The 26,247-nt window shown below is 63.0% G+C and carries 19 protein-coding genes; 8 read left to right on the top strand and 11 right to left on the bottom strand.

Going from position 1 to position 26,247, the window contains the following annotated elements:
* Nucleotides 1–37 precede the first annotated feature (37 nt).
* Nucleotides 38–1,384 carry a class II 3-deoxy-7-phosphoheptulonate synthase gene (locus tag C4K38_RS22715; RefSeq protein WP_053280302.1) on the bottom strand — a complete coding sequence of 449 codons (1,347 nt, stop codon included), beginning with the start codon at nucleotides 1,382–1,384 and terminating at the stop codon, nucleotides 38–40.
* 161 nt (nucleotides 1,385–1,545) lie between these two features.
* On the opposite strand from C4K38_RS22715, the gene C4K38_RS22710 reads away from it, so the two are divergent.
* The gene (locus C4K38_RS22710) at nucleotides 1,546–2,301 is read left to right on the top strand and encodes a spermidine synthase (RefSeq protein WP_053280301.1); all 756 of its coding nucleotides are present in this window, start codon (nucleotides 1,546–1,548) and stop codon (nucleotides 2,299–2,301) included.
* An 89-nt stretch (nucleotides 2,302–2,390) separates the two neighbouring features.
* Here the strand turns inward: C4K38_RS22710 and C4K38_RS22705 are convergent, their stop codons facing one another.
* Together C4K38_RS22705 and C4K38_RS32395 are read right to left on the bottom strand one after the other, a co-directional pair.
* The gene (locus tag C4K38_RS22705; protein ID WP_053280300.1) at nucleotides 2,391–3,182 is read right to left on the bottom strand and encodes a crotonase/enoyl-CoA hydratase family protein; all 792 of its coding nucleotides are present in this window, start codon (nucleotides 3,180–3,182) and stop codon (nucleotides 2,391–2,393) included.
* Nucleotides 3,148–3,483, bottom strand: a complete 336-nt coding sequence (locus tag C4K38_RS32395) for a hypothetical protein (RefSeq protein WP_164487020.1) — start codon at nucleotides 3,481–3,483, stop codon at nucleotides 3,148–3,150. The genes C4K38_RS22705 and C4K38_RS32395 overlap by 35 nt, the downstream gene beginning before the upstream one ends.
* 119 nt (nucleotides 3,484–3,602) lie before the next feature.
* Here C4K38_RS32395 and C4K38_RS22695 point away from each other — a divergent pair, with 119 nt between their 5' ends.
* Complete coding sequence (locus tag C4K38_RS22695) at nucleotides 3,603–5,276, top strand: DEAD/DEAH box helicase (protein ID WP_053280299.1); 1,674 nt, start codon at nucleotides 3,603–3,605, stop codon at nucleotides 5,274–5,276.
* 112 nt (nucleotides 5,277–5,388) lie between these two features.
* On the opposite strand, the gene C4K38_RS22690 is transcribed toward C4K38_RS22695, so the two are convergent.
* Nucleotides 5,389–6,156 carry a DODA-type extradiol aromatic ring-opening family dioxygenase gene (locus C4K38_RS22690; protein WP_053280298.1) on the bottom strand — a complete coding sequence of 256 codons (768 nt, stop codon included), beginning with the start codon at nucleotides 6,154–6,156 and terminating at the stop codon, nucleotides 5,389–5,391.
* A gap of 101 nt (nucleotides 6,157–6,257) precedes the next feature.
* Here C4K38_RS22690 and C4K38_RS22685 point away from each other — a divergent pair, with 101 nt between their 5' ends.
* Complete coding sequence (locus tag C4K38_RS22685) at nucleotides 6,258–6,914, top strand: thiopurine S-methyltransferase (RefSeq protein WP_053280297.1); 657 nt, start codon at nucleotides 6,258–6,260, stop codon at nucleotides 6,912–6,914.
* 66 nt (nucleotides 6,915–6,980) lie between these two features.
* On the opposite strand, the gene htpX is transcribed toward C4K38_RS22685, so the two are convergent.
* Together htpX and C4K38_RS22675 are read right to left on the bottom strand one after the other, a co-directional pair.
* Complete coding sequence (gene htpX, locus C4K38_RS22680) at nucleotides 6,981–7,871, bottom strand: protease HtpX (protein ID WP_025805479.1); 891 nt, start codon at nucleotides 7,869–7,871, stop codon at nucleotides 6,981–6,983.
* Between the two features lie 284 nt (nucleotides 7,872–8,155).
* Complete coding sequence (locus C4K38_RS22675; protein ID WP_025805478.1) at nucleotides 8,156–9,367, bottom strand: pyridoxal phosphate-dependent aminotransferase; 1,212 nt, start codon at nucleotides 9,365–9,367, stop codon at nucleotides 8,156–8,158.
* A gap of 224 nt (nucleotides 9,368–9,591) precedes the next feature.
* Between C4K38_RS22675 and msrB the strand changes: the two genes are divergently transcribed.
* From msrB to C4K38_RS22660, 3 genes are all read left to right on the top strand, one after another.
* Nucleotides 9,592–9,990, top strand: coding sequence for a peptide-methionine (R)-S-oxide reductase MsrB (gene msrB, locus C4K38_RS22670; RefSeq protein ID WP_053280296.1), 399 nt, complete (start codon nucleotides 9,592–9,594; stop codon nucleotides 9,988–9,990).
* 106 nt (nucleotides 9,991–10,096) lie between these two features.
* Nucleotides 10,097–10,582 carry a glutathione peroxidase gene (locus tag C4K38_RS22665; protein ID WP_053280295.1) on the top strand — a complete coding sequence of 162 codons (486 nt, stop codon included), beginning with the start codon at nucleotides 10,097–10,099 and terminating at the stop codon, nucleotides 10,580–10,582.
* Nucleotides 10,579–11,040 carry a MarR family winged helix-turn-helix transcriptional regulator gene (locus C4K38_RS22660; protein WP_053280294.1) on the top strand — a complete coding sequence of 154 codons (462 nt, stop codon included), beginning with the start codon at nucleotides 10,579–10,581 and terminating at the stop codon, nucleotides 11,038–11,040. Before C4K38_RS22665 ends, C4K38_RS22660 begins: the two co-directional genes overlap by 4 nt.
* On the opposite strand, the gene C4K38_RS22655 is transcribed toward C4K38_RS22660, so the two are convergent.
* Nucleotides 11,024–13,345, bottom strand: coding sequence for a hybrid sensor histidine kinase/response regulator (locus C4K38_RS22655; RefSeq protein WP_053280293.1), 2,322 nt, complete (start codon nucleotides 13,343–13,345; stop codon nucleotides 11,024–11,026). The genes C4K38_RS22660 and C4K38_RS22655 overlap by 17 nt on opposite strands.
* A 164-nt stretch (nucleotides 13,346–13,509) precedes the next feature.
* Between C4K38_RS22655 and C4K38_RS22650 the strand changes: the two genes are divergently transcribed.
* Together C4K38_RS22650 and C4K38_RS22645 are read left to right on the top strand one after the other, a co-directional pair.
* Entirely contained in the window at nucleotides 13,510–14,400 is an 891-nt protein-coding gene (locus tag C4K38_RS22650; protein ID WP_053280292.1) for an ATP-binding protein, read from the top strand.
* Complete coding sequence (locus C4K38_RS22645) at nucleotides 14,397–14,879, top strand: GAF domain-containing protein (protein ID WP_053280291.1); 483 nt, start codon at nucleotides 14,397–14,399, stop codon at nucleotides 14,877–14,879. The genes C4K38_RS22650 and C4K38_RS22645 overlap by 4 nt, the downstream gene beginning before the upstream one ends.
* A gap of 7 nt (nucleotides 14,880–14,886) precedes the next feature.
* Here the strand turns inward: C4K38_RS22645 and C4K38_RS22640 are convergent, their stop codons facing one another.
* From C4K38_RS22640 to C4K38_RS22625, 4 genes are all read right to left on the bottom strand, one after another.
* On the bottom strand, nucleotides 14,887–17,835 hold the full coding sequence (locus C4K38_RS22640) for an HD domain-containing phosphohydrolase (protein WP_053280290.1): 2,949 nt from the start codon (nucleotides 17,833–17,835) through the stop codon (nucleotides 14,887–14,889).
* 217 nt (nucleotides 17,836–18,052) lie between these two features.
* Nucleotides 18,053–20,224 (bottom strand): ATP-binding protein, encoded by a 2,172-nt coding sequence (locus tag C4K38_RS22635; RefSeq protein WP_231998595.1) that lies wholly within the window; start codon nucleotides 20,222–20,224, stop codon nucleotides 18,053–18,055.
* Nucleotides 20,225–20,265: 41 nt separating this feature from the next.
* Nucleotides 20,266–20,892: a response regulator transcription factor gene (locus C4K38_RS22630; RefSeq protein ID WP_007931447.1), complete on the bottom strand. Its 627-nt coding sequence runs from the start codon at nucleotides 20,890–20,892 to the stop codon at nucleotides 20,266–20,268.
* A gap of 294 nt (nucleotides 20,893–21,186) precedes the next feature.
* Nucleotides 21,187–26,145: a hemagglutinin repeat-containing protein gene (locus tag C4K38_RS22625; RefSeq protein WP_053280288.1), complete on the bottom strand. Its 4,959-nt coding sequence runs from the start codon at nucleotides 26,143–26,145 to the stop codon at nucleotides 21,187–21,189.
* Between the last annotated feature and the right edge of the window lie 102 nt (nucleotides 26,146–26,247).

Here is a 26,247-nt window from a genome sequence, read left to right as displayed (position 1 = left end):
TCCAGCAGCGTCCCCTGGATGATCGAGCGCTACAGGTTCAACGCTTGACCTGTTTCAAGGTCTCGGCAATCAGGAACGCCAGTTCCAGCGACTGATCGGCGTTCATCCGTGGGTCGCAATGGGTGTGGTAGCGATCCGACAAGGCATCTTCGGTAATCGGTCGCGCGCCACCGATGCACTCGGTGACGTTCTGCCCGGTCATCTCGATGTGGATGCCGCCGGCATAACTGCCCTCGGCTTCGTGGACCTGGAAGAACTGCTTCACCTCATTGAGGATCTGCGCGAAATCCCGGGTCTTGTAACCGCTGCTGGCCTTGATGGTGTTGCCATGCATCGGGTCGGAGCTCCACAGCACCTTCTTGCCTTCGCCTTCCACCGCGCGGATCAGTTGCGGCAGATGGTCGCCGACCTTGTTCACGCCCATGCGCACGATCAGGTTCAGGCGGCCCGGGTCGTTGTCCGGGTTGAGGATGTCGATCAGGCGGATCAGCTCCTCGGTGTTCATGCTCGGGCCCACCTTGACCCCGATCGGGTTATTCACCCCGCGCAGGAATTCGACGTGGGCGCCGTCGAGCTGGCGGGTACGATCGCCGATCCACAGCATGTGCGCCGAGCAGTCGTAATAGTCGTTGGTCAGGCTGTCGCGACGGACGAAGGCTTCTTCATAGTTCAGCAGCAGCGCCTCGTGGGCGGTGAAGAAACTGGTCTCGCGCAACTGCGGCGAGCTGTCCATGCCGCAGGCGCGCATGAAGGCCAGGGTTTCGTCGATGCGGTCGGCCAGTTGGCTGTACTTCTCGGCCAGGGCGGAGTTGGCGATGAAGTCCAGGTTCCATTTATGCACCTGGTGCAGGTCGGCAAAACCGCCCTGGGCAAAGGCGCGCAGCAGGTTCAGGGTGGCGGTGGCCTGGTGGTAGGACTGCAACAGGCGGTCCGGGTCTGGCACCCGGCTTTTTGCGTCGAAGCCTATGCCGTTGACGATGTCGCCGCGGTAGGCCGGCAGGGTCACGCCATTGATGGTTTCGTCATTGGCCGAGCGCGGCTTGGCGAACTGGCCGGCCATGCGCCCGACCTTGACCACCGGGCAGCCGGCGGCGAAGGTCATGACAATCGCCATCTGCAGCAGGACCTTGAAGGTGTCACGGATTTTCGCCGCGGAGAACTCGGCGAAGCTCTCGGCGCAATCGCCGCCCTGCAGCAGAAAGGCGCGGCCCTGGGTCACCTCGGCAAACTGGCGGCGCAACTCCCGGGCTTCGCCGGCAAACACCAGCGGCGGGTAGCTGGCCAGGGTCTGCTCGACGTGCAACAGGTGTGCAGCGTCGGGGTAGGCGGGTTGTTGCTGGATCGGCAGGGCGCGCCAGCTGTCAGGACTCCAGGGTTGGCTCATCACGGACTCGGGTGTTTTTAAGGTCGGACAAGCATGTTAGCAGCAATTAGTGCGTGACCTGTTCCCGCCGGTTCGCGGACAATCGCGCCTTTCCCGCTCGGCGCCGAGCGGCCGGTTTATCGCGACGGCGAGGTTGAGCCCCGTCGCGGCTAGGAGAAGAGATGACTGAGGAGCGCGTCGAGCGCCTGCTCGCCGAAGTGCACGATGAGTTCGGCATGATTCGGGTACTGGAAGTGGCGGATTACCGCTTCCTCGAATTTGGCGATGCCATCGAGCAGAGCTGCGTGTTTACCGCCGACCCTAGCTGGCTGGAGTACGACTATACCCGGGCGATGCTGATTGGCGCGCTGTGCCATGAGCAGCCCGAGAGCGCGCTGTTTCTCGGCCTGGGCGCCGGCACCCTGACCCAGGCCTGCCTCAAGTTCCTGCCGCTGGAAGATGTCGAGGCCATCGAACTGCGCCCGGACGTACCGCGCCTGGCTATCGAATACTTGGGTCTGGATGACGATCCGCGTCTCTATATCCGGGTCGGCGATGCGCTCGAACTGCTGGACAGCGCCGAGCCGGCGGACCTGATTTTCGTCGACCTTTATACCGACGTCGGGCCGGGCGTCGGGCACCTGGCATGGGGTTTCCTGGAAAACTGCCAGAAGCGCCTCAACCCAGGTGGCTGGCTGGTGATCAACCAATGGGCCACCGACGATGGCAAACCACTGGGCGCGGCCTTGCTGCGCGGGCTTTACCACCGGCACTACTGGGAACTGCCGGTGAAGGAGGGCAACGTGATTCTGATCGTGCCGTCCGACCTGGATCAGGATCTGGACATGGACGGCCTGAGCGCCCGGGCCGAGGCGCTGGCACCGCGCCTGGGCTATTCGTTGCAGTCGTTGATCAAGTGCATCCGGCCGGCGACCTGAGTCGCCTGGCCGTTTCGCGGATCGTCCGCATCTGTAGGAGCGAGGCTTGCCCGCGATAGGACCTCACATTCACCACGGGTTCAGACCGTTCAACACCCCTTGAACACCCCCGGGCGCTTCTCGACCATTGCTCGCACACCCTCCTTGGCGTCCTCGCTGTTCAATAGTTTCTTCACCAGCGGCGGCAGCCCCTGCGCCGCCGCGCTTTCCCCTTCGAGCCGGGCTTGCCGGGCCGACATCAGGGTCGCCTGAACCCCCAGCGGCGCCTGGCAGGCGATCCGTTCGGCGAGGGCCAGGGCGCGGGGCAGCAGGTCCTCGCTGGCCATCACCTCCTGCACCAGCCCCAGGCGCAGGGCTTCATGGGCGTCGAATTCGTCGCCGGTGAGCAACCAGCGCATGGCGTTGCCCCAGCCGGCGATCTGATGCAAACGCAGAGTGGCGCCGCCGAATGGAAAGATGCCACGTTGCACTTCCAGCTGGGCGAAGCGGGTATTGCTGGCGCACAGGTTGATATCCGCCGCCAGCATCAGTTCGATGCCTATGGTCAGGCAGTAGCCCTGCACCGCGACTATCACCGGTTTGCTGACCCGTGGCCCAGCGAAGACACCCCAGGGATCGCAGCCACCGGCCGGCGCCTGCCAGCCTTTGGCGAGCTTGGCCCCGACGTTGGCCAGGTCCAGCCCGGCGGTGAAGTGCTCGCCATGGCCGAACACCACGGCGACCCGGGCCTCGCTGCTGGCCTCGAACTCGCCATAGGCCAGGCTGAGTTGATCGAGCAGTTGCAGATCGAAGGCATTGCGCTTGGCGACCCGGTCCAGGCCGATGAGGAAGAGATGACCACGTTGTTCACGGCTGACGCGACTGCAACTGGGCTGGCTCATGGGGCATTTCCTCGGACGGTAAAGAGTGTCTCGGACCGACGGTATCGGCCGGCAAGATGAACCGTTTAAGCGTCATCCCCCGACAGGCGTGGGCCTGTGCAAAATAGACCTTTGCCGGATTATCCGCAAAGCCTGTGACAACTAGGTATTCAGCGGGTTTTTCCGATAAAAAAAACTCCCTTTTTTTACTAATTCCGGTATAGTGCGCGCCGGCCTTTAACCGGGCCTCGTTTAGGTGATGCAATTCCCCGAAGTCAGCTTCGGCTGCTTGTCCGCTGCGCGGACTATCCTTGACGTTCATTTCTTTCAATCGTTTTCGCAAATCCCCGCCGACAAAGCTGCCAGGGTGACTCTTGAGTCTTACACGGCATGCGCAGCTTTGGAGCATGGGTCTTTGCGGATGCACTTAGAGGCAGACCCATGACCCAGGAAATCGGCGGCTTCGCCGCTCTTGAACTTCATCCCAATATTGTCGCTGCAGTAGTCGCTACCGGCTATGAAGAGCCTTCGGCCATTCAGCAGCAGTCGATCCCGATCATCCTCGCCGGTCACGATATGATTGGTCAGGCGCAAACCGGTACCGGTAAGACCGCCGCGTTCGCCCTGCCTATCCTGCACCGCATTGATCCGTCCAAGCGCGAGCCGCAAGCTCTGATCCTGGCCCCAACCCGTGAGTTGGCGCTGCAAGTTGCAACCGCTTTCGAAACCTACGCCAAGCAAATGCCGGGCGTAACTGTTGTGGCTGTCTACGGCGGCGCGCCGATGGGCCCACAACTGAAAGCAATCCGTAATGGCGCACAGATCGTTGTCGCCACTCCGGGCCGTCTGTGCGACCACCTGCGTCGCGACGAAAAAGTCCTGGCGACCGTGAACCACCTGGTTCTCGACGAAGCCGACGAAATGCTCAAGCTGGGCTTCATGGATGACTTGGAAGTGATCTTCAAGGCCATGCCGGAAACCCGTCAGACCGTACTGTTCTCGGCTACCCTGCCGCAGTCGATCCGTGCGATCGCCGAGCGTCACCTGAAGGACCCGAAACACGTCAAGATCCAGAGCAAGACCCAGACCGTTACCGCGATCGAACAGGCTCACCTGTTGGTTCACGCTGACCAGAAGACTTCTGCCGTTCTCAGCCTGCTGGAAGTGGAAGATTTCGACGCCCTGATCATGTTCGTGCGCACCAAGCAAGCGACCCTGGACCTGGCCAGTGCCCTGGAAGCCAAAGGCTACAAGGCCGCTGCGCTGAACGGCGATATCGCCCAGAACCAGCGTGAGCGCGTAATCGACTCCCTCAAGGATGGCCGCCTGGACATCGTTGTGGCGACCGACGTTGCCGCCCGTGGCCTGGACGTACCGCGCATCACCCACGTATTCAACGTGGACATGCCGTACGACCCGGAATCCTACGTGCACCGTATCGGCCGTACCGGCCGTGCCGGTCGCGAAGGTCGTGCGCTGCTGCTGGTGACTCCACGCGAGCGCCGCATGCTGCAAGTGATCGAGCGTGTAACCGGTCAGAAGGTTGCCGAGGTTCGCCTGCCGGACGCTCAAGCCGTTCTCGACGCGCGCATCAAGAAGCTGACCAACAGCCTGTCGCCGCTGGTCGCTGATGCTGAATCGACCCACGGTGATCTGCTGGATCGCCTGACCGCCGATATCGGTTGCAGCCCGCGTGCCCTGGCCGCGGCCCTGCTGCGCAAGGCCACCAACGGTCAGGCGCTGAACCTGGCAGCGATCGAGAAGGAACGCCCACTGGTGCCGAGCAGCGCGCCACGTGGCGACCGTCCTGAGCGTTCCGGTGATCGTCCTGATCGCGGTGAGCGTGAGCGTCGCGCGCCGATGCCTCTGGCTGAAGGTCGTGCCCGTTGCCGTACCGCGCTGGGCGCGCGTGACGGTATCGCGGCCAAGAACCTGCTGGGCGCCATCCTCAACGAAGGCGGCCTGGCCCGCGAAGCCATCGGTCGCATCCAGGTGCGTGACAGCTTCAGCCTGGTCGAGCTGCCGGAGGAAGGTCTGGAGCGTCTGCTGACCAAACTGAAGGACACTCGCGTTGCCGGCAAGCAGCTGAAGCTGCGTCGTTATCGCGAAGACTGATCGGCGCTGAGCTGATTGGTTGAACGAAAAAATCCCCGCCTGGTGCGGGGATTTTTTTTGCCTGGTTTTTTGACCTGGTAGCGCTCGCCCTGCTTCAGGCCCGGCAGTGGCATCAGCCGAAGCGATAGATATCCATGCCCAGTGCGCCCATGGTGAAGCCTTGATGGGCGATGCTGAAGTCGCCACCGGCGCCTCTGGCGAAATACAGCGGCAGCAGGTGTTCATCGCTGGGGTGGCTGCGCACGGCGTTCGGTGCCTGGCGACGGTAGTCGTGCAGCGCGGCTTCGTCGTTGGCGGCGAGCTTCTCGATCATCCAGTCGCGGAACGCCTTGGCCCACGGCTCGACGCTTTCCGGGCCGGCGTGCCAGTCCAGTTCGCGCAGGTTGTGGGTAATGCTGCCCGAGCCGATCAATAGCACACCTTGTTGCCGCAGGCTGGACAGGGCGTGCCCGACCTGAGTCTGCAAGGCTGGGCCCATTCGGCTGGGCAGGGAAACCTGGACGACCGGAATATCCGCCTGTGGGTACATCAGCGACAGCGGCACCCAGACCCCGTGGTCGAACGGGCGCTGGTCGTCGAGCTGCGCCGGCAGGCCGTCGGCCCTGAGCAACTGCGCTACTTGTTCCGCCAGCTCAGGCTGGCCAGGGGCCGGGTATTGCACGGCGAACAGCGCTGCGGGGAAACCACCGAAGTCATGCCAGGTTTTCGGTTGTGGGCTGCTGCTGACCCGCAGGTCCTGGCTTTCCCAGTGGGCCGACACCAGCACTATGGCTTTGGGCCGTGGCAGCTCGGCGGCCAGGCGGGCGAGGGCCGGGCCGCTGGCGCCGGGTTCCAGGGCAAGCATGGGTGATCCGTGGGAGATGAACAGGCTAGGGAGCATGAATAAGGTCCTGAGCGTTAAGATGCACCATCTTCAATCAGATCATTGATCTAAATCTAATATAAGTTTTTGTGGTTTTTGATCGAATTTCAGGGTGATTTATGCAGCCGGAGTTTTGGCACAAACGCTGGGAACAGAATCAGATCGGCTTCCATTTGTCTGAGGTTAATCCTTATCTGCAACGCTACTGGCCCCAGTTGGGGCTGGCGCCGGGTTCGCGTGTGCTGGTGCCGCTGTGCGGCAAGAGCCTGGACCTGAGCTGGCTGGCCAGCCAGGGCCATCAGGTGCTGGGTATCGAGTTGTCGGAGAAGGCCATCCAGGACTTTTTCAGCGAGCAGCAGTTGCAGCCGCAGGTCAGCCTTCGAGGTGGATTCAAGGTCTATGAGTACGGTCCGATCCAGCTCTGGTGCGGCGACTTTTTTGCCCTGCAGGCCGCGGATGTCGTCGACTGCCAGGCGTTGTACGACCGTGCGGCATTGATCGCCTTGCCGCCGGAGATGCGCGAGCGGTATGCCGCGCATCTGCAGTCGGCCCTGCCCCTGGGCTGCCAGGGGCTGCTGATCACCCTGGATTACGAGCAGGCGCTGATGGCGGGGCCGCCTTTCGCCGTGCTCGATGACGAGGTCAAGGCCTTGCTCGGTAAACGCTGGCAGCTGCGGATCGAGGAGGAGCGGGACATCCTTGGCGAGAGCTGGAAGTTTCTCCAGGGCGGCGTGACCCGCCTCGAAGAGCGGGTCTATCGCTTGCTGGCGTGCTGAGTTCCGGTTTTCCACAGGCCATAAAAAAGGGCGACTCGGGTCGCCCTTTTTTGTGTTGCGCCAGCGTTATCCGCGACGACGGCTCAGTGCGTCGATACGCTCTTCCAGCGGCGGGTGGCTCATGAACATGCGAGCCAGGCCTTGTTTGAGGCCACCGTTGATGCCGAAGGCATTCAGGGTGTCGGGCATATGCACCGGCAGGCCCTGTTCCGAGCGCAGGCGTTGCAGGGCGCCGATCATTGCCGCGGTGCCGGCCAGTTGCGCACCGGCTTCGTCGGCACGGAATTCGCGCTTGCGCGAGAACCACATGACGATGGCGCTGGCCAGGAAGCCCAGGACCAGTTCGGCGAAGATGGTCGCGATGTAGTAGGCGATACCCTGGCCTTCTTCGTTCTTGAAAATCACCTTGTCGACGAAGTTGCCGATGATGCGCGCGAAGAACATCACGAAGGTGTTCACCACGCCCTGGACCAGCGCCAGGGTGACCATGTCGCCGTTGGCCACGTGACCGATCTCGTGGGCCAGCACAGCTTTCACTTCATCGGGCGAGAAACGCTCGAGCAGGCCCTGGCTGACCGCGACCAGCGCGTCGTTCTTGTTCCAGCCGGTGGCGAAGGCATTGGCCTCGTAGGCCGGGAAAATACCGACTTCGGGCATCTTGATCCCGGCTTCGCGGGACAGTTGCTCGACGGTTTGCAGCAGCCATTGCTCATGACGAGTGCGAGGCTGGGTAATGATCTGGGTGCTGGTGCTCATTTTCGCCATCCACTTGGAGATGAACAGCGAGAACAGGGAACCGGCGAAACCAAAGACCGCACAGAAAACCAGCAGCTGATTGAGGTTGAGATCAACCCCATTGGCCGCCATGAACCCGTTGAAGCCGAAAAGGCTCAGGGTGATGCTGGCAATCAGCACGACCGCCAGGTTAGTGGCCAAGAACAGCAGGATGCGCATCATGGTTGTAGAAATCTCCTCATGCTAAAGATGTAGCGTTCTGCGGGGTATATAAGGTGCGGCACCGGCCTATTCAACCGGGTGACTATTTCAAACTGTGTCCTGCAGGCTGATTTTAGACGCTTGCATGAGCTTTCTGTCGCAGGTGGGAAGGCGCTTCAGAGGCGTGTTACCACTGGGCATAAGGCGCAAGGCAAAGATACAGAAGGGGAGGCGCAGCAGGGAGTACAGAAGTGTTGCTGAATTAATCGCAGTGCGGCCGGCGTCGGTCGCACTGCGTTGCAAGCTTACTGGCGATACGACTTGAGGAAGCTGCCGATACGGCCGATCGCCTGTTCCAGGTCATCCACTCGCGGCAGGGTCACGACACGGAAGTGGTCCGGCCATGGCCAGTTGAAGGCGGTGCCCTGAACCACCAGCAGTTTTTCCGAGAGCAGCAGGTCGAGGACGAACTTCTCGTCGTTGTGGATCGGGCAGACTTTCGGGTCGATTTTCGGGAAGGCGTACAGCGCGCCCATGGGCTTGACGCAGCTGACGCCGGGGATGTCGTTGAGCAGTTCCCAGGTGCGGTTGCGCTGTTCCAGCAGGCGGCCCGGCGGCAGCACCAGGTCGTTGATGCTCTGGTAGCCACCCAGCGCCGTTTGAATGGCGTGCTGGCTCGGCACGTTGGCGCACAGGCGCATGTTGGCCAGCATGTCGATGCCTTCGATGTAGCTCTGGGCGTGGTGCTTCGGACCGGAAATGGCCACCCAGCCGGAACGGAAACCGGCTACCCGGTAGGACTTGGACAGGCCGTTGAAGGTCAGGCACAGCAGGTCCGGCGCCAGGGAGGCGGTGCAGACATGCACGGCGTCATCGTAGAGGATCTTGTCGTAGATCTCGTCGGAGAACACCACCAGGTTGTGCTGGCGCGCCAGTTCGAGCATGTCCAGCAACACTTCCTTGGGGTACACCGCGCCGGTCGGGTTGTTCGGGTTGATGATCACCAGGGCCTTGGTGTTCGGGGTGATCTTGGCCTTGATGTCGGCGATGTCCGGCCACCAGTTGGCTTGCTCGTCGCACAGGTAGTGCACCGGGTTGCCGCCGGCCAGGCTCACGGCCGCGGTCCACAGCGGATAGTCCGGGGCCGGTACCAGCACTTCGTCACCGTTGTTGAGCAGGGCCTGCATGGCCATGACGATCAGTTCGGAAACGCCGTTGCCCAGGTAGATGTCTTCGATGCCGACGCCTTCCACCTGCTTTTGCTGGTAGTACTGCATGACCGCCTTGCGGGCGCTGAACAGGCCCTTGGAGTCGCTGTAGCCCTGTGCGGTCGGCAGGTTGCGGATCACGTCCTGGAGGATTTCGTCCGGCGCTTCGAAACCAAAAGGCGCCGGGTTGCCGATGTTCAGCTTGAGGATGCGATGGCCTTCCTCTTCCAGGCGTTTGGCGTGCTTGAGCACTGGGCCGCGAATGTCATAACAGACGTTTGCGAGCTTGTTCGATTTGCTGACCTGCATGGCGATGTGTTCCCGAAAATGAACGATCCAGACGGTGAGTGAGCTACCGTACTGGGAATCCTGCGTTTGCACACAGGCCTGAAGCCTGGGTTCGCGGCGGCAAAATCCGTTTGAACCCGTGTAACACGGCTGCCAGACTGGCGTCTAACGAGGCGCAATCATACGTGCCGCCCGATCCGTGGAAAAGATACAGATCGGGCTTTTTCAGTTGCAGAGGAAGGACCATGGAAAAGCTGGAAAAAACCCTTGAAGAATGGCGTGCCATGCTCGATCCGGAGCAGTACAACGTCTGCCGCCTCAAAGGCACCGAACGGCCGTTCTCGGGCAAGTACAACGCCACCAAGACCGACGGTGTGTATCACTGCATCTGCTGCAATGCACCGTTGTTCGACTCCAGGGCCAAATTCGACTCCGGTTGCGGCTGGCCGAGCTTCTACGAGCCGATCGGCGAGAGTGCCATGGTCGAGATCCGTGACCTGAGCCACGGCATGATCCGTACCGAAGTGGTCTGCGCCAAATGCGATGCGCACCTGGGGCATGTGTTCCCGGATGGCCCACCGCCGACCGGCCTGCGCTACTGCATTAACTCGGTGTGCCTGGACCTGGTTCCACGCTTATCGTAGTGGGTGCCCAAGGCGATTTTTCGAAATCGCTTTTCGGTTAATTAAATTGCGCACAATTTAATTGAACGCTATTTTTATCGTACCTTTCGTTTCTGGAGTCCGCGCCATGAGTGACACATTGCTGAACATTCCGTGCACCACCATCAAGGGCGAGCAAAAGACCCTGGCCGATTTCGCCGGCAAGGCCGTGCTGGTGGTCAATACCGCGAGCAAGTGCGGGTTCACCCCGCAGTACAAGGGCCTGGAAGAACTGTGGCAGACCTACAAGGACCAGGGCCTGGTGGTACTGGGCTTTCCCTGCAACCAGTTCGGCAAGCAGGAGCCGGGCAACGAAGGGGCGATTTCCGAGTTCTGCGAGCTGAACTACGGCGTCAGCTTTCCGCTGTTCAAGAAGATCGACGTCAATGGCGCCGAGGCGCACCCGCTGTTCGTGCAGCTGAAAAAACGCGCGCCGGGGGTATTGGGTTCCCAGGGCATCAAGTGGAACTTCACCAAGTTCCTGATCGGCAAGGACGGCTCGCTGGTCAAGCGTTTCGCCCCGGCCACCAAACCCCAGGACCTGACCCGCGAGATCGAAGCCCTGCTCAAATGACCGACCTGTCCGCCGATTCGCTGAAACTCGACAGCCAGCTGTGCTTCAAGCTGTACGCCGCCTCGCGGGCCGTGGTGCGGGGCTACAAGCCGATGCTCGACCAGTTGGGGCTGACCTACCCGCAGTACCTGGTGATGCTGGTGCTCTGGGAGTGGCAGGCCACGCCGCCCGAACTGCCGACGGTCAAGGCGCTAGGGGAACGCCTGGCGCTGGATTCCGGGACCCTGACACCCTTGCTCAAGCGCCTTGAACAGCTGCAACTGGTGCAGCGCCAGCGTTCGTCCCGCGACGAGCGTGAGGTGCACCTGAGTCTGAGCGCGGCCGGCCTGGTCTTGCGCGATCAGGTGCCACCGCTCAAGGCGGCGTTGTTATGCGACAGCGGTGTCGACCTCGACAGCCTGAGCGAATTGCGCAATGGCCTGGACCGGTTGCTGGCCCAGGTCAAAGCGCTGTCGTAGTCGGCACCCAGAGGTCCAACAGGGCGATCAACTCTTCACGGCGGAAGGGCTTGGCCAGGTAGTCGCTCATGCCCGCGGCCCGGCAGCGCTCGCGCTCCTCGGGCATGGCATTGGCGGTCAGGGCGACGATCGGCAGGTCCGGCCAGCGGCCGCTGCGGCGGATTTGCCGGCTGGCCTCGTAGCCGTCCATCACCGGCATGTTGCAGTCCATCAGCACCAGGTCGAAATGCTGGTGTTCCAGCACGTCCAGGGCTTCGGCGCCCTGGGAGGCGACCGTCACTTCGCAGCCGAGCTTGCTCAGCATGCCCTTGGCCACCAGTTGGTTCACCGGGTTGTCTTCCACCAGTAGGATGAAGGCCCGGCGCAGGGGCGCCAGGGTTTCCAGCTGGGCTTCATTGATCACCGCGGTTTCGGCCAGCAGGGCCCGGCGCAGGGTCTGATACAGGGCGTTGCGCGCCAATGGCCGCGCCTGTTGTTGCAACGGCGCCAGGGCGCTGGCTTCTTCGCTGGGCAGGAAGCTGCCGTAGGCGGTGACCAGCAGAATCGGCGCGCTGATGCTTGGACGCAGGCCGAACAGGCATTCCGGACAGTCGGTGATCAGCAGGTCCGGCTTCTGTCCGAGCAGCGATTCATTGAGATCGCAGCGCCGATACTCCAGGCCCCAGAACGGCAACTGCACGCTCAGCAGTTCGGCCAGGCCGCTGCCTTCGGAGGTAATGGCCAGGACCTGGCCGTGCAGCGGCGACGGTGGGCTGGCAGGCATGTGACAGGGCAGCGGCAGGTCGGCGCAGAACTGGCTGCCAAAACCCACCTCCGAGCTGATGCTCAGGCGCCCCTGCATGGCTTCGCAGAGGTTGTAGGTCAGCGCCAGGCCCAGGCCGGTACCACCGTATTGCCGGGTGATCCCGGCGCCGGCCTGGGTATAGGGCTGGAAGATTTTCACCTGGGCCTCGCGGGCGATGCCGATACCGGTGTCGCAGACCTCGATCCTGACCCCGTCTTCGAACGTACGCAGGCGCACATCGACACGGCCGAAGCGGGTGAACTTGAGGGCATTGGACAGCAGGTTGCTGACAATCTGCCGCACGCGCATGGGGTCGCCGAGCACCAGCGCCGGGAACTCCGGCTCGATCAGGCAGGCCAGCTCGACGCTTGGCGCCGCGTTCTGCGACAGCAGGTTGGCGGTGTCTTCCACCAACACCCCGAGATCGAAGGGAATGCGCTCCAGTTCTAGCTGGCCGGCGTCGAACTTGGACATGTCGAGAATATCGTTGAGCAGTTCCACCAGCACTTTGCCGGAGTCGTGGGCGATCGACAGTTGCTGGCGTTGTTCGGCGTTCAGCGGGCTGTCCAGCGACAGGGCGATCATGCCCAGCAGGCCATTGAGCGGCGTGCGGATTTCATGGCTCATGTTGGCCAGGAAGGCGGCACGGGCCTGGGCCATGTCGAGGGCGGTGCTACGGGCGACTTCCAGCTCCTCGTTGGACTGGCTCAGCCGGTCGTTGATGGCCTTGAGCTCTGTGGTGCGCGCCGAGACGATGTTTTCCAACTGGCCGAGGTAGTCGGTCAGGCGGTTTTCGGCGTTGCGCCGTTGCTGGATCTCGGTGGCCATGTTGTCGAACTGCTGGTTGGCGACGGTGACCAGCACGCCGATCTCGTCCTGTTCGTGGCTGGGCGGGAAGTCCAGCCGCGTCTGGTCGGGGTTGCGCGGATCGCGCCCGCTGAGTTCGCGAATGACGCCGACCAGGGGCTTGGTCAGCATCACGTAGAACAGCGCCAGGAGCAGCCCGGTGAGGATCAGGCTGCGCATGAAACCGTTGATCAGGGTGATTTCCGCGCGGCGCAGGAAGCGGCTGCCGAACGAGTAGGTGTCGACTTCCAGGTGCAGGACACCGAGGGATTCCGAGGGCAGGTGATCGAGGTACAAGCGGTCCTGGAACTCACGCTTGGCGCCGAACAGGAAGTCGCTGAGCATCCGGTAGCGGCTTTGCTGGGCCGGTCGGGTGACGTTGGCCAACTGGGTGTCGTTGTTGTCGATCAGCCGGGCGCGGATGATCGCCGGCGAGCGCAGCAGGCCGAGCGTCAGCTCCTGGGCGAGCTCGGAGTCGATGTTGTAGGCGATACGCGAGGCCGGATTGTGGCTGATTTCCAGGAGGGCGTTGATTTCCCGGTTGATGGAGGCATCTTCGCTGGCATAATCGATGCCGATTTGCAGCAGACTGAGCGCCGTCCCCAGGACAAACCCGACCAGCACAGTGAGCCTGGCTTGCTTGTAAGACAGGCGGTTGGTGAACTTGATGTCCATGGGGTGTTGAACCAATTTCCGTTTCCCTTCGCTGGGCAAGCATAGCTGATCATCAGTGTGTGCCGGCAGGGCCCGGCGCCGTTCGCTTGCGGTAGACCTGGCATGCGGAAGGTCGTTTCGTCTGCGGGCCACATCATTACTGGGAACCTGCCCGAGGAGAAGTCGTGGAATCTCGATTGAATGCTTTTCTTGAACGCGCCGATGCGGTTCTGGCGCGTATCGAGCCGCTGTTGCCCGCGCCGCGACAAGCCATCGACTGGACCCAATGCCTGGCCGCGCGCTGGCAGCGTGAAGGCCGCAGCGGTTTTCTGCTGCCGCTGGAAGTCAGCCTGGACATGCGCTTGTCCGACCTGATCGGGGTCGACAACCAGCGCGACCAGCTGGGGCGCAATACCCGGCAGTTCCTCGACGGCCTGCCGGCCAACCATGCCTTGCTGTGGGGCTCGCGTGGCACCGGCAAATCGTCGCTGGTCCGCGCGCTGCTGGCCGAGCATGCCCAGCAGGGCCTGCGCCTGATCGAGATCGAGCGCGATCACCTGGCCGACTTGCCGCGGGTGGTGGAGCAACTGGTCAAGCTGCCGCAGCGTTTCGTGCTGTTCTGCGATGACCTGTCGTTCGAGTCGGGCGAGGGCGATTACCGGGTACTCAAGAGCGTGCTCGACGGCTCGCTGGAGCAGGCCCCGGACAACGTGCTGCTGTACGCCACGTCCAACCGCCGGCACCTGGTGCCGGAGAAGGAAAGCGACAACGAGAACTGGAAGCGCGTCGATGGCGAGCTGCACCCGAGCGAGGCGGTGGAAGACAAGATTGCCCTGTCGGACCGTTTCGGTCTGTGGCTGTCGTTCTATCCCTTCACCCAGGAGCATTACCTGAACGTGGTCGAACACTGGATCAGCGAGCTAGGGCGCAAGGCCGGCCTGCAATGGCAGCGTGACGAAGCCCTGGATATTCTCGCCGTGCGCTGGGCCACCGGCCGCGGCAATCGCAATGGTCGCTGCGCGTATCAGTTCGCGCGCTACTGGGTAGGTTTGAAGTTGTTGGAGCAAAAAGCATGATCGATCTGCAGAACACCGGCAAAGGCCTGGACGGCTATGCCTTGCTGTGCGCCCAGCTGGAGTCGTTGCTGGCCGACGAGCGCGATTTCATCGCCAACGCCGCGCAGTTCTCGGCGTTTCTGTTCAACCAGCTGGACGATTTGAACTGGGCCGGTTTCTACCTCAACCGCAACGAGGAACTGGTGCTCGGGCCGTTCCAGGGCCAGATCGCCTGTGTGCGCATTGCCTTCGGTCGTGGTGTGTGCGGTGCGGCTGCGGCGAGCCTGCAGACCCAGCGGGTCGAGGATGTGCATGCATTCCCTGGGCATATCGCTTGCGATAGCGCTTCCAACAGTGAACTGGTGGTGCCCCTGGTCAAGGATGGGCGGCTGATCGGCGTGCTGGATCTGGACAGCCCGAAAATCGCCCGCTTCACCCTCGAGGATCAGGCCGGCATCGAGCGCCTGGCGGCGATCTTCCTGCGCCTGACCGACTGCTGAGCCCGCGTCAGACCCTGAGCCCGGCCGTGCCCAGCAGGCCCTCGGGGTCTACCCCGTCGATCTGCTGCGGTTCCATGAAACGGTCGGCGTACTGCTGGTAGATCCTGGCCTGGATGAACAACTCGAACAGTTCCGGATCGATATGGGCATTGCGGCACATGCTCGCCATGATGCCCAGCGCTTCGCTCAGGGTCTTGCCCTTCTTGTAGGGGCGGTCCGCCGCCGTCAGGGCTTCGAAGATATCGGCAATGGCTATCATCCGCGCCGGCAGGCTCATCTGCTCCCGTTTCAGCTGCTTGGGATACCCGGTGCCGTCCATTTTCTCGTGATGGCCGCCGGCGATCTCGGGGATGTTATTCAGGTGGTCGGGGAAGGGCAGGTGGTTGAGCATCAGGATGGTTTGCACCATGTGGTGATTGATCACGTAGCGCTCTTCACGGGTCAGGGTACCTTTGCCGATGCTCAGGTTGTACAGCTCGCCACGGTTGTACTTGTAGGGCGGCACATCGAGTTTGAAGCCCCAGGGATTGTCCGCGGGTATCAGTTCGGCTGGGTTGCGCTCGATCAGATGCTCGGGCTTGTCGGCCAGCAGCTGTTCGATGACCGGCAGGGTGGCCGCCGGGGTGCGTTGCTGGCGGCGGTTTTCTTCCCAGGACAGGCCCAGGCGGTCGTCCAGGGTGCGGCTCCAGGTGCGTCGGGCAATCCTTTCCAGCCGTTGCAGATCGGCCTCGGCCATGGCCTCGCTACCGAGGTTGCAGTGGGCGATGAACGCAAAATCGTCGTCCAGTTCCGCCAGGCCGGCATCGCGGATCGCCGCTAGCGAAGCTTTATCGCCACCCTGGGCGCAGGCCTGCCAATAGTCGATCCAGAGATCGCGCTTGAGCACCTCGAAGCGGGTGCGTATCTCGTGGATGCGGTCGTTCAGGGTTTCCAGCTTGGTGGCCTTGTCCACCACGTACTCGGGGGTCGTGACCTTGCCGCAATCGTGCAGCCAGGCCGCGATATGCAGCGCCTCCCACTCGTCCTCGGTAGGCTGGTAGGCGCTGAACGCCGGTTGCTGGCTGGCCGCGGCGGCCTGGGCCAGCATCAGGGTCAGCGCTGGCACCCGCTGGCAATGCCCGCCGGTGTACGGGCTCTTGGCATCGATCGCCCCGGCCAGCAACTGGATGAAGGAGTCGAGCAACTGCTTTTGCCGGTTCTGCAGGCGCTGGCTGTCGATGCTGACCGCCGCGGCGCCGGAAACCGCCTGCAGGAAAGCGATGCGGTCCGGGCGCAGCTTTTCCAGGTCGGCTTCCTGGCCGCTGTCGGCCAACAGCAGGATGAGCATGCCAACGGTTTCGTTGTGACGATTGTGCAGGCGGATACCGATCAGATGGACGCTGGGGCAGTTCATGGCCAGCAGCACGCTTTGCAGGTCGGCCGCCTGCTCGAACCCCAGGGTCGTGACCACGTTCTCGCTGTTCGTCAGTTGCCGCAGCCACACCGGGCTTGCGTCGTGCTGGACATCCTGGCTCCGTATATCGAAGGCCCGCAGGTCCTGGACATTGTCGGCGATGATCAGACCGTGAGGCTCCAGGCTCATGCCTTCGTTTTCCCGCAGGTAGATCAGCCCGGCCTGGGCCTGGCCGATCTTCATGGTTTCAAACAGCACCCGTTGCAGCAGTGGGTCGAAGCGGGTTTCCGCGGAAAGGCTGGCGGTGATTTCAAAAAAGCTGGCCAGGGTTTCCTTCATGCGGGCCATCGACACGCTCAACTGGTCGACTTCCAGCACCGGCGAGCGACGGGTCAGCGGGTAGTTGAAATCGAAGCTGCGGATGGCGTCGGCTTCCTGCACCAGGGCGCGCAACGGCCTGACCAGCACCCGCGAGGTCAGCCAGCCGAGCGGCAGGCACAGCAGCAGAATGCTCAGGGTGATCAGCGCGCCTTGCCAGCGCATGCGATAGGCGTCCGCCAGCAACTCGTCTTCGGGCACCAGCAGCGCCAGTTGCAGCCCCTGGGGCCCACCTTCCTGCAGATGACGGCTGGCAACTATCCACTGGCGATCCTTGAGCCGCAGATGATTACCCTGGGCCTTGCCCCGCAGCAGCGCATCGAGGGCCGGGTTCAGGTCGTTGGCGCGGATCAGCCGGGCGCTCTGTTCTTCGACGATCAGGCGACGGCTGTCCGGATAAGCCACGGCGTTGCCGTTGCCATCCACCAGGGCGATTTCGGTACTGGGGGTGACCCGATGCTTGGCTAGGGTGGCCGAGAGTTGTTCCAGGGTCAGGTCGGCGCCCATCACCGCGTTATTACCGCTGCGACGGGCGAGGGTGGTGCCGACGTTGCGGGTGGAGAAAAAGATGTACGGCTCGGTGGTGATCTGGTCGGTGTCGTCCTTGGCGTTGGCAAACCAGTTGCGACTGGTGGGGTCGTAGGATTCCTGGCTATTGTCCCGGCGGCTGACCAGGGCGAGGCCGACGTCGTAAAACAGCGACTGCGAATGCAGTTGCCCGGTGCGACGGTCGCGCTCGATGCTCCAGATTTCATAGGCCGCGGCGTCCGGAGCCTGGCGGGCTTCCTTCAAGGCCTGGCTGCGCAAGGGCCGGACCATGAAAAAATCACCGTCGGCATAACCCACATAGAGGGAGGCCAGTTCGGGGTTGTCCTTGAGCGATTGGCTGAAAGGCCCGAGCAGCGCCAGACGCTGCCCGAGGTCGCTGGCCTGGACGGCCGGATTGCTCACCAGCAGGCTGAGCAGATGGCGAATCGGTTCGTAGGTCGCTTTCAGGTCCAGCTGCACGTCCTGTTCGATGCGTTGGAACAGCTTTTCACTGCTGGAAAGAATGATGCGGGTGGTCTGCTGGTAATTGAAAACGCCCAGCACCACGCCGGTCAGCAGAAGCAGGCAGGTGAACATCACGCTGATATGCACATGGAGAGGAAATCGGCGTTTATCGAACGACAGCGTGCTCGGCATTGCAGCTCTCTCCAGGGGGCGCGTGATGCGCAACTCAACGTTTCAGCATAGTTAAGGCAGGTGCATTGTGCTCAGGGGCGGCGGCTCCGGGGACGTTGCGAGTTGCAGCCAGGCGGAGGCTCGCCATGAGGCTTTTGGGGCCGACTGACAGGATAGTGGCTTTTTGATATCTGTCTGGCAACTGGCTGCAATACAAGGTGCTGCGTTGCTGATGGGCTCAGGTCGTGGCCGTGCTGTGCTGTTGATCGATCTGCCACAGCAGGGCCCGTTCGAGCTTGAGCATGGCCTGTTCCAGGGCGGTTCGGTGTTGCATCAGGGTTTGCCTGTCCGCGCCTTGCAGAACGGCCTGCTCAAGGGCTTCGCACTGCGTTTCAAGGTCTTTTGCCTGCACCATCAAGGCCGAGCCCTTGATCTTGTGAGCGAGCTCCGCCAGTGCCTGGGGCGGCCTCTCGCAGGGCAGGGCCATCAGTTGCTGGCGGTCCCGATAGCTGCAATGCAGCAGTTCGGTAAGGATGCGCAGGGCGAACTGCGGTTTGCCGCGGGACAGGGTGCGCAGCGCCTTCAGGCTGAACACGCCATTCCAGGGCCGCGGTTGCAGGCCCGCCAGTTTATGGCTGAGGCTCGCCAGGCCGACAGGCTTGAACAGGCAGTCATCGATGCCGGCCTGTTTGCACTGCTGTCTTTCTTCCGGCCGGGCGCTGGCGGTCACCCCCAATACCCGGCAGGCCGCGCGGGACTCCAGGTGTTCATGCTCGCGGATGGCGCGGACCAGCTCGTAGCCGTTCATGCCCGGCATGTTGCACTCGACGATGAGCAGGTCGAAGAACCCCTTGCACCAGAGTTCGAAGCCTTGCTCGACGTCTTCGGCGGTGCGGCAGCGGTGCCCGAGGAAGCGCAGCTGTTCGCTCAGCAGCATGCGGTCCGCCGAATGGTCATCGATCACCAGTACGTTCAAGGCCCGGGTGGCATGGGCAATAAGTGGCTCGACGATGGCCGCGGGCTCTCGCGCAGGCTGACAGGCCAGCGGCAACAGGACCCGGGCTTCGGTGCCTATGCCCGGCTGGCTGGTCAGTTGCAGCCTGCCTTGCATGAGTTCGCAGAGGTGACGGCAAAGGGTCAGGCCCAGCCCTGCGCCGTCAGGCCGGGAAAGGGTACGAGCCTGAGTCTGGAAGAAGGGCTCGAACAGTCGATGCTGATCCTGCTCATCGATGCCGATGCCGCTGTCCGTCACTTGCAGCATCAACTGCACCTGTTGCGGCTGCGTGGCCGCTTGCACGTCGAGATGGATTTTGACCTGGCCCTGTTCGGTGAACTTGATCGCGTTGTGCAGCAGGTTGCCCAGCACCTGTTTGAAACGCAGCGGGTCGAGCCGCACATCGACCGGCTCGACGCTGCAGTGGAAGCTCGGCAGCAGCTTGAGGTGCTTCTCCCGGGCCTGGCCGTCGAACTCCCTGACGATGGACTCGACAAGGGCGCGCGGGTCGAGCCATTCGGGCCTCAGCGCCAGGCTGCCTGATTCGATGCGGGCGATATCGAGGGTATCGTCGACCAGGGTCTGCATCGCCCGGGCCGAGTGATAAGCCATTTCAATGACCGGACGATCCCGGGACTGGCAGTCGGAGCGCTGCAGCACCAGTTCCAGCGCACCGCTCAGTGCATTCATGGAGCTGCGCAGTTCGTGGCTGGTGCTGGCCAGGAAAGCGCTTTTCGCCTTGCTGGCCGCTTCGGCCTGTTGCCGGGCGGCCCTGAGGTTGTCGCTGAGCCGATGGCGTTCGCTGATATCGATCCAGCCACCGAGGATGCCCTGGATCTCACCGCGCGCATCCCGATAGGGCACAACCCAGTGCTGGACGGTCAGCTCCTGTCCATTCAGGCGCAGTGGCCGGTCACGCAGCAGCGGGCGGTCTTGCGCCATGACCCGCTGGTAGTCGGCGTGATATTCGCGGGCCTGCTCGGGATCGCCCATGGGGCCCTGCAACGGGGTTTTGCCGATGAGCTCTTCGCGCCGGGCGGCGAAGCTCTCCAGGTAGCTGGCATTGCAGCCTTGCAGCAGGCCCTTGCGGTCGCGCACGTAAGTCGGATGCGGCATGCCGTCGACCCAGGCCTGCATGAGTTCGAACTGGTGCCTGAAGTCATGGGTGGCCTGTTGCTGGCGGGTCAGGCGCCGGTGCAGCCAGGCATTCCAGCCCAGGGACGCCAGCAGCGGCACACCAAGCCCCAGGCCAGCGAGCAGGAGCAGCCCGCGGTGGCCGTTATCGAGGGGCGGGGCGGCGGTTGGTTCGGCGCAAGGCGCCGTATCGGTGCACGGGTGGGCGGAGGTTATTCCGGGCTCCCGTTGCCCGGCCTCGACCAAGCCCAGAAACAGCACCACCGAGACTGTCGTGGCCATTAGGGTTAAATAATAAAGAATGGGTTTGAACATCCTGTTCCTCACACCAGTTCGTGACGTTGTGCCAACTCGATAAGTTCCGCCATGGAAGTCGCGCGAAGTTTATGCATGATTCTTTTTTTATAGGTACTGACGGTCTTGCCACTGAGAAATATGCTGTTAGCTATTTGCGTACTGGTGCTGCCCTTGGCAAAAAGTTGCAACACCATCAATTCCCGATCACTGAGCAACATCAAGCGGCTCAGTTCGTTGTTTGCCGTTTCATCCTGACGTGGGGTTTGCAGGGCGTGACTGGGAAAGTAGTTGTAGCCGCACAGCACGGCCTTCATGGCGCTGAGCACTTCGCTCAGGTCTTCCTGTTTGCACACATAGCCGCAGGCCCCGGCCTGCATGCAGCGCGCGGCGAACAGCGCCGGCGACTGCGCCGTCAGCACCAGCACCCGCAACGACTTGTCCAGGGCGCCGAAACGCAACAGCAGCTCCAGACCGTCGAGCTTGGGAATGCTGATATCGAGCACGATCAGGTCCGGCATGCTGTCGCGAACCATTTGCAGGGCATCGACACCGTTATCGGTTTCGCCGACGACTTTATAACCTTCATGTTCCAGCAACATGCGGATGGCCAGTCGGATAACGGGATGGTCGTCGATGATGAACACAGAACTCATGGTCAAACCCGTGGGAATAAATACAGGGTTGGACCTTAGCGCAGGCAGGACAGTGGATATATGCGGGTTAAGGCGGGGTTGGGGACAATAAGGCAGTTCTTACATGAAAGACGGTTTCGGATTACAGCGGTTTTTCAGTTGAAAGTAGGAATGAGTATCCGGCCATGTAAAAGGTAAGAAGATGTTGGAGCTTTAGTGCAGTTTTTCGCAGGGCAATAAAGGGGAGGAGAGAAGGGCATTGGGCAAGGCTGCCCCCCCGTTCATGGAGGGGCAGCCGATCACGGAGCGCTTGCCTCAGGGCGCTTTCTGATCGATGCCGGCCTGCAGCAGCTGGCTGTCGCTATGGCCGCCGACGCGCAGCGGCCCCAGGTTGAACGCCTGATCCTTCTGGGTGGCCTCGTCCTGCTTGCGGGTCAGCTCATCCTTGGCGCCGAGGGCCAGGTTGACCGGCGACTTCGACAGGTTCAGCCCGACGTCGGCGCGGTAATCCGTACCGGCCAGGGCAGTGGTGCTGACGGTCGAGCCGCCGAGGTCGACCTTGCCTTCGCTGGCGCCGATCCGCGCGCCGCTCAGGCGAGTCTCGCCCGACACTTGCAGGTTCACGCCCTGGGTCCCGCTGATGCCTGAAGCCTCTGCCACGCTGTCCTTGCTCTGACGGCTGACATTCAGGTTCAGGGTTGGCGTGTAGGAGGTGTTGCCGCTCTTGTCGCCGAACAGCACGCCTTCCGCGGTGTTGGTCAGCTTGCTGCCAGCGCCGGTTTTCTCGCTGACGGCGTAGCTGTCGCTGGTTTTCGGCCAGACCCGTTCCTTGAGGCTGGAGAAGCGATCACCCAAGGCTTCGGTCTTGTCGGCGAGGTAGCCCTTGGCCTTGTCCACGCCGCGACCGAAGGCGCCTTTGGGTTCCGGGTTGACGTCGTAGCTGCCGCTGCGGGTGAATTTCTCGCCCAGGCGCTCCTTGGCGATTTCGGCCTTGTTCACCAGGTTGTCCTTGGCCGCGACCAGGCGCTCGGTGCCTTTGTCGACGACGTTTTCCAGCTTCTCGCGGTGCTTGTCGAAACCGCCTTCGGCCTTGGCCTGCAGCTTGTCCTTGAGCGGGCCGGTCTGCTTGGTCAGCTTGTCGACCACGCCTGGCTGGTTCTTCTCGGCGTCCAGGCGGGCGTCGAGGTTGACGGTGGTGCTGCTGAGCTGGTCCTTGCGGCTCTCCACCTTGAGATCGCCACCGATCCGTCCGTCCACCTGATTGGCGTCGATGCGCGCACCCGCCAGATGGGTGTCGCCGTTGCTGATGAGGGTCACCTGGTCGGCCTTGATCAGGCTGTTGTGCTGGGTGTTGCTGTGCAGCTGTTCGACGTCGATCTTGGCCCGGGCGTGGATACCGCGATCGGTTTTTGGCGAGTCGTGTTCACCGGCGTCGGCCCGGGTGGTCTTGCCGCCATTGCCGCCGGCGCCCAGGGTCAGGCCCCAGTTGTTGTGGGCCTGGGTGGACTGCGCCGACTCCTGGTAAATCCCGCCCTTATCGGCGCTGAGGATGACGTTTTTGCCCTCGACCTGGGTGCCCTGCAAGTGCAGCGCGGTGTTGCTGTCGGAGCCGCTGGTGAGTTTTACCTGGCCATTGCTGTGCAGTTGCCCGCCGGTCTGCTTCTGGTCCTGCTCCGAGACCCGGCCGATGTTGAAGTTGGCGCTCAGGTTGGCGCTCTTGCCGCTGCTCTGCTCGCTGCTGGTCTTGCTGGCGCCGCCCGTCAGGCCGCCGCCGAGGTTGCTGCCCTGGCTGCTGTGGGTGTCGACCGCGGCCTGCAGGTCGAGCTTGCCGCCGGCGCTCAGACTGATGTCGCCGGTCTTGGCGTCTTTGCTGCCGATGGTGGTGCCTTGCAGGATCAGGTCGCCGCCGCTGGTCAACTCGACCGGGCCCTTGCCCTGGATGGTCGCGACCCGCGCCTGGCTGTCCTGCTGGTCCAGGCGCTTGTGGTCCAGTTGTACGCCGGCGCCGAGGTTGAGGTTATTGCCGTTGGCGCCCGGGGCGCTGCCGACGGTGAGCGAGGCGTCGCCGCGCAGGCTGGAGTCGCTGCTGTTCTGGCGGTCATTGGCCTGGTTCAGCGCCAGTTCGCCACCGCTGTGCAGTTTGACGCCGGCTTCACCGCCATCGAAGCGGCTGCCTTCGTACTGGCCATCGCCGCTCAGCGCGATGTCCACGCCCTGTTTGCCGACATAGCTGCCGACCACCGCCTTGCTGCTGTCGCTGCGCTTGTCGTTGCTGCCGCCAGCGCCGCTGCCACGCAGGTTCAGGTCCTCACCGGTGGTGGTGTAGACCCGCACGCCGGCCTTGGCGTCCAGCGCCTGCTCGCTGCTGCTGTGGGTATCGCTGGCGGCCTTGGCCACCTGGCTGCCGGCGTCGATCTTCAGCGCGCCTTGGGTGGCCTCGTAGCGGCTGCCTTCATCCTGCAACTGGCCGGCTACCTTGACCTCCACCTGGCCACCCTTGAACTGGCTGACCACGGCGGTGCTGCCTTGCTCGGTGCGCTGTTTGTTCTGGTGGCCGACTTCCACGTCCAGGCCGACGTTGGGTTGTTCCAGGGCATCGAGCAGGCCCGGCTGATGGAACTTGCGCTGGGCCACGCCTTCGATGGCTTTTTCCACCGGACGGGTCAGGCCCTTGTATTCGACGTTGGCACCGACATCGGCGGTCCAGGTGTTTTCCTTGTGGCTGGTGGACTCGGTGTTGTGCGCCGCGCGGTTGTCGACCTGTTCGGCGTTCACCTGCAACTTGCCGTCGGCCTTGACCTGGGCGCCCTCGGTCACCAGGGTGTTGCCGGCCTTGATGGTCAGGTTGCCGCTGGCGGTGATGCCGGTGGTGTTAGCGGTGCTGGTGTCGCGGGTGTCCTGGGTGCTGCTGTGGGCGAACTCCACACCGTTGCCCGCGCGGTCCAGGCCGCCGGTGTAGTAGAAACCGCCGCCGGTGGTGCGGGTGTCGGTGCTGCTGCTCTTTTGGTCGTGATCGGCCAGCAACTCGACCTGCTTGCCGCTGAGACTGGCATCGCCGTGGGTGGCTTTCAGGTCACTGCCCTTGATGCTCAGGTCGCCGCCCGCAGCGACTTCCAGGCTGCCGCCGCTGAGGCTCGAACCCTGTTGTTGGGTGTCGTTGGTCTTGACCGTTTCCTGCTGGTCTTCGTAACGTACGCCGGCGCGGTATTGCCGGGTGCCTGGGGCATTTTCCTTGGCATAGGCGTCGAAGCCACGGGTGTGGGTCGTTTTTTCGCTCTGCGTAGTGTCCTGCGCCGAGTCGATCTTGATGTCGCCGTCAGCCTTGGCTTCGAGCTTGCCGGTCGCGGTTACTTGCGCGCCGCTGAGGGCGATGTCCTTGGCGCTTTTGAGTTCGAGGTTGCTGTCCGAGCGCAGGTCGCTGGTGACCGTGGTGCTGTCCTTGCGGTTCTGCCGGCTTTCGTCCTTGGTGATGCCGAAGAACTTGCTGTCCTTGCTGTAGCTGTTGTCGTGGGAGCGGTCCTGCACGCCGTCGATGGTCAGCGAGCCTTTTTCGCTGATCACGCTGGCCTGCTTGCCGCCACGGGCCTGGCTGCCGCTGATGCGGACTTCGTCGGCCTTGACGATCAGGTCGCCCTTGGCGTTGACCTTGCTGCCCTTGTTCAGGGTCTTGCCCTTGTCGCCGTCGCCGTTCTTGCCGAAGAAGCTGCCGCCGACCAGGTCGCCGGAGTAGGACTTGTCGCTGTTGCTCTGGGTGCGGCTGGCGCTGGTGATGTCCACCTGGCGCCCGGTCAGCTGGATATTGTTGCTGGCCAGTTCGGCGCCCTGCAGTTGCAGCTGCTTGCTGCTGGTCAGTTGCAGGTCGTTGCCGGCCTCAAGCTGGCTGGTGATGCTGCGTTGCTCGCTGCTGGACTTGTCCCAGTCGGCTTTCCACAGGTGTTTGCGGTGGTGGCCCTGGTCGCGTTGTTCGTGGGTTTCGGTGGCGGCGGTCAGGCGCAGGTCGGCGCCGCTCTCGACCTTCAGGTTGTTGCCGGCCTTGACCTGGCTGGCCTTGAGTTCGGTGTTGGCGCGGGCTTTGAGCTCGGCATCGCGGCTGGCGGTCAGCTGGTTGCCGTGTTGACGGCTGTCGCTGTCGGTCAGGGTCCGGTCGTAGGTTTCCCAGGTGATGCCGATGGTGCTGTTGCTCCACTGCTCGCGTTTTTCCTGGAGCTTGCGGCTTTCGATGGCGCTCAGGGTGAGGTTGCGTCCGGCGTCGAGCTTGACGTCGCGGGCGCTGACATCGGTGGCGGCGAGGGTCAGGTCCTGGCCGCTGCGCAACTGCACGTCGCCCTGGCTGCTGTGCACGCCGGCACGGATGGCATCGAGGCTGTCAGGCTTGGCCTGGCCGCTGATATGCAGGTCGCCGGCGGAGGCGATATCCACACCGTCGCGACCTTTGACCTGCACCGCGCCGACACGCACGCCGGCGCCTTCGGCGGTGCTGACAATGTTGATGCGTCCGGCCTGCATGGCGCCGAACAGGCTGGCGTCGATGCGCTGCTCCTTGGTGTTACCGGCCGGGTCGGTGCTGAGCACCTTGCCGCTGGCCGGGTCCACGCGGTTGCGCCCGACGGTGAGGTTGAGCTGGTTGCCGGCAGTGAGGGCACCCTGGCTGTCGATGCGCGGGGCGATCAGGTTGATGCTGCCCTTGTCGTTGCTCAGGCCTTTGCCCTCGACCGTCAACTGGCCCTTGGCGTCACGGGTGCTCAGGGCTTGCAGCTTGCCGTCGTTGAGCTCTGGGCGACCGACCAGCAGGCTGGCGTTCGGCGTATTGATGAAGCTGCCGCCGTTGACCGAGATGCCGTTGGGGTTGGCCAGCACATAGTCGGCGGCGCGGCCGAAGATCTCCTGGGGACCGTTGAGCGCCGAGGTGTTGCGGCTGATCACCTCGTTGAGAATCACGCTGGCGTCCTGGCCGTGGAACTGCGGGTTGGCGGCCAATTGCCCGGCCAGTTGCGAGGCTCCGGATTGCAGGGCGTTGTTCAGCACCACGCCCTGGCGATCGACGTTGTAATCGAGGAACTGGTTATGGGAGAGCCCGGCGCCGTTGGGCGCGACGATGTTGACGATAGGCACGCCGTTCTGGTTTTGCAGCTGCGGGATACCGCCCGGGCCTTCGACCACGGTGATACCGCCGGCCAGCGCCTGCGGCAGGTGGGAGACCAGCAGCAGGCTGGCGATGGCCAGGCGCAGTTTGCCCCTGGGGGAGAGGTGAAACACTGATGTGTTGTCGGGCATAAGAAGCTCTCTATGTGTGGGCCGAGTGGCAATGCGCGTTGTTCGTTGCAACGCTGCTGTGGTGTTCAGGCTCGGCTGTTTTCTTCAGGCTGGTGCACGGTT

The sequence above is a fragment of the Pseudomonas chlororaphis subsp. piscium genome (genome assembly GCF_003850345.1).
GTDB classification, from domain to species: Bacteria; Pseudomonadota; Gammaproteobacteria; order Pseudomonadales; family Pseudomonadaceae; genus Aquipseudomonas; species Aquipseudomonas piscium.
This window is presented reverse-complemented; position numbering and strand designations above follow the sequence as displayed.

Bases quoted from the DNA above. Each gene is read 5' to 3' on its own strand.
- C4K38_RS22715 (WP_053280302.1), bottom strand. From the start codon at position 1,384: ATGAGCCAACCCTGGAGTCCTGACAGCTGGCGCGCCCTGCCGATCCAG.
- C4K38_RS22710 (WP_053280301.1), top strand. From the start codon at position 1,546: ATGACTGAGGAGCGCGTCGAGCGCCTGCTCGCCGAAGTGCACGATGAG.
- C4K38_RS22705 (WP_053280300.1), bottom strand. From the start codon at position 3,182: ATGAGCCAGCCCAGTTGCAGTCGCGTCAGCCGTGAACAACGTGGTCAT.
- C4K38_RS32395 (WP_164487020.1), bottom strand. From the start codon at position 3,483: ATGAACGTCAAGGATAGTCCGCGCAGCGGACAAGCAGCCGAAGCTGAC.
- C4K38_RS22695 (WP_053280299.1), top strand. From the start codon at position 3,603: ATGACCCAGGAAATCGGCGGCTTCGCCGCTCTTGAACTTCATCCCAAT.
- C4K38_RS22690 (WP_053280298.1), bottom strand. From the start codon at position 6,156: ATGCTCCCTAGCCTGTTCATCTCCCACGGATCACCCATGCTTGCCCTG.
- C4K38_RS22685 (WP_053280297.1), top strand. From the start codon at position 6,258: ATGCAGCCGGAGTTTTGGCACAAACGCTGGGAACAGAATCAGATCGGC.
- htpX (WP_025805479.1), bottom strand. From the start codon at position 7,871: ATGATGCGCATCCTGCTGTTCTTGGCCACTAACCTGGCGGTCGTGCTG.
- C4K38_RS22675 (WP_025805478.1), bottom strand. From the start codon at position 9,367: ATGCAGGTCAGCAAATCGAACAAGCTCGCAAACGTCTGTTATGACATT.
- msrB (WP_053280296.1), top strand. From the start codon at position 9,592: ATGGAAAAGCTGGAAAAAACCCTTGAAGAATGGCGTGCCATGCTCGAT.
- C4K38_RS22665 (WP_053280295.1), top strand. From the start codon at position 10,097: ATGAGTGACACATTGCTGAACATTCCGTGCACCACCATCAAGGGCGAG.
- C4K38_RS22660 (WP_053280294.1), top strand. From the start codon at position 10,579: ATGACCGACCTGTCCGCCGATTCGCTGAAACTCGACAGCCAGCTGTGC.
- C4K38_RS22655 (WP_053280293.1), bottom strand. From the start codon at position 13,345: ATGGACATCAAGTTCACCAACCGCCTGTCTTACAAGCAAGCCAGGCTC.
- C4K38_RS22645 (WP_053280291.1), top strand. From the start codon at position 14,397: ATGATCGATCTGCAGAACACCGGCAAAGGCCTGGACGGCTATGCCTTG.
- C4K38_RS22640 (WP_053280290.1), bottom strand. From the start codon at position 17,835: ATGCCGAGCACGCTGTCGTTCGATAAACGCCGATTTCCTCTCCATGTG.
- C4K38_RS22635 (WP_231998595.1), bottom strand. From the start codon at position 20,224: ATGGCCACGACAGTCTCGGTGGTGCTGTTTCTGGGCTTGGTCGAGGCC.
- C4K38_RS22630 (WP_007931447.1), bottom strand. From the start codon at position 20,892: ATGAGTTCTGTGTTCATCATCGACGACCATCCCGTTATCCGACTGGCC.
- C4K38_RS22625 (WP_053280288.1), bottom strand. From the start codon at position 26,145: ATGCCCGACAACACATCAGTGTTTCACCTCTCCCCCAGGGGCAAACTG.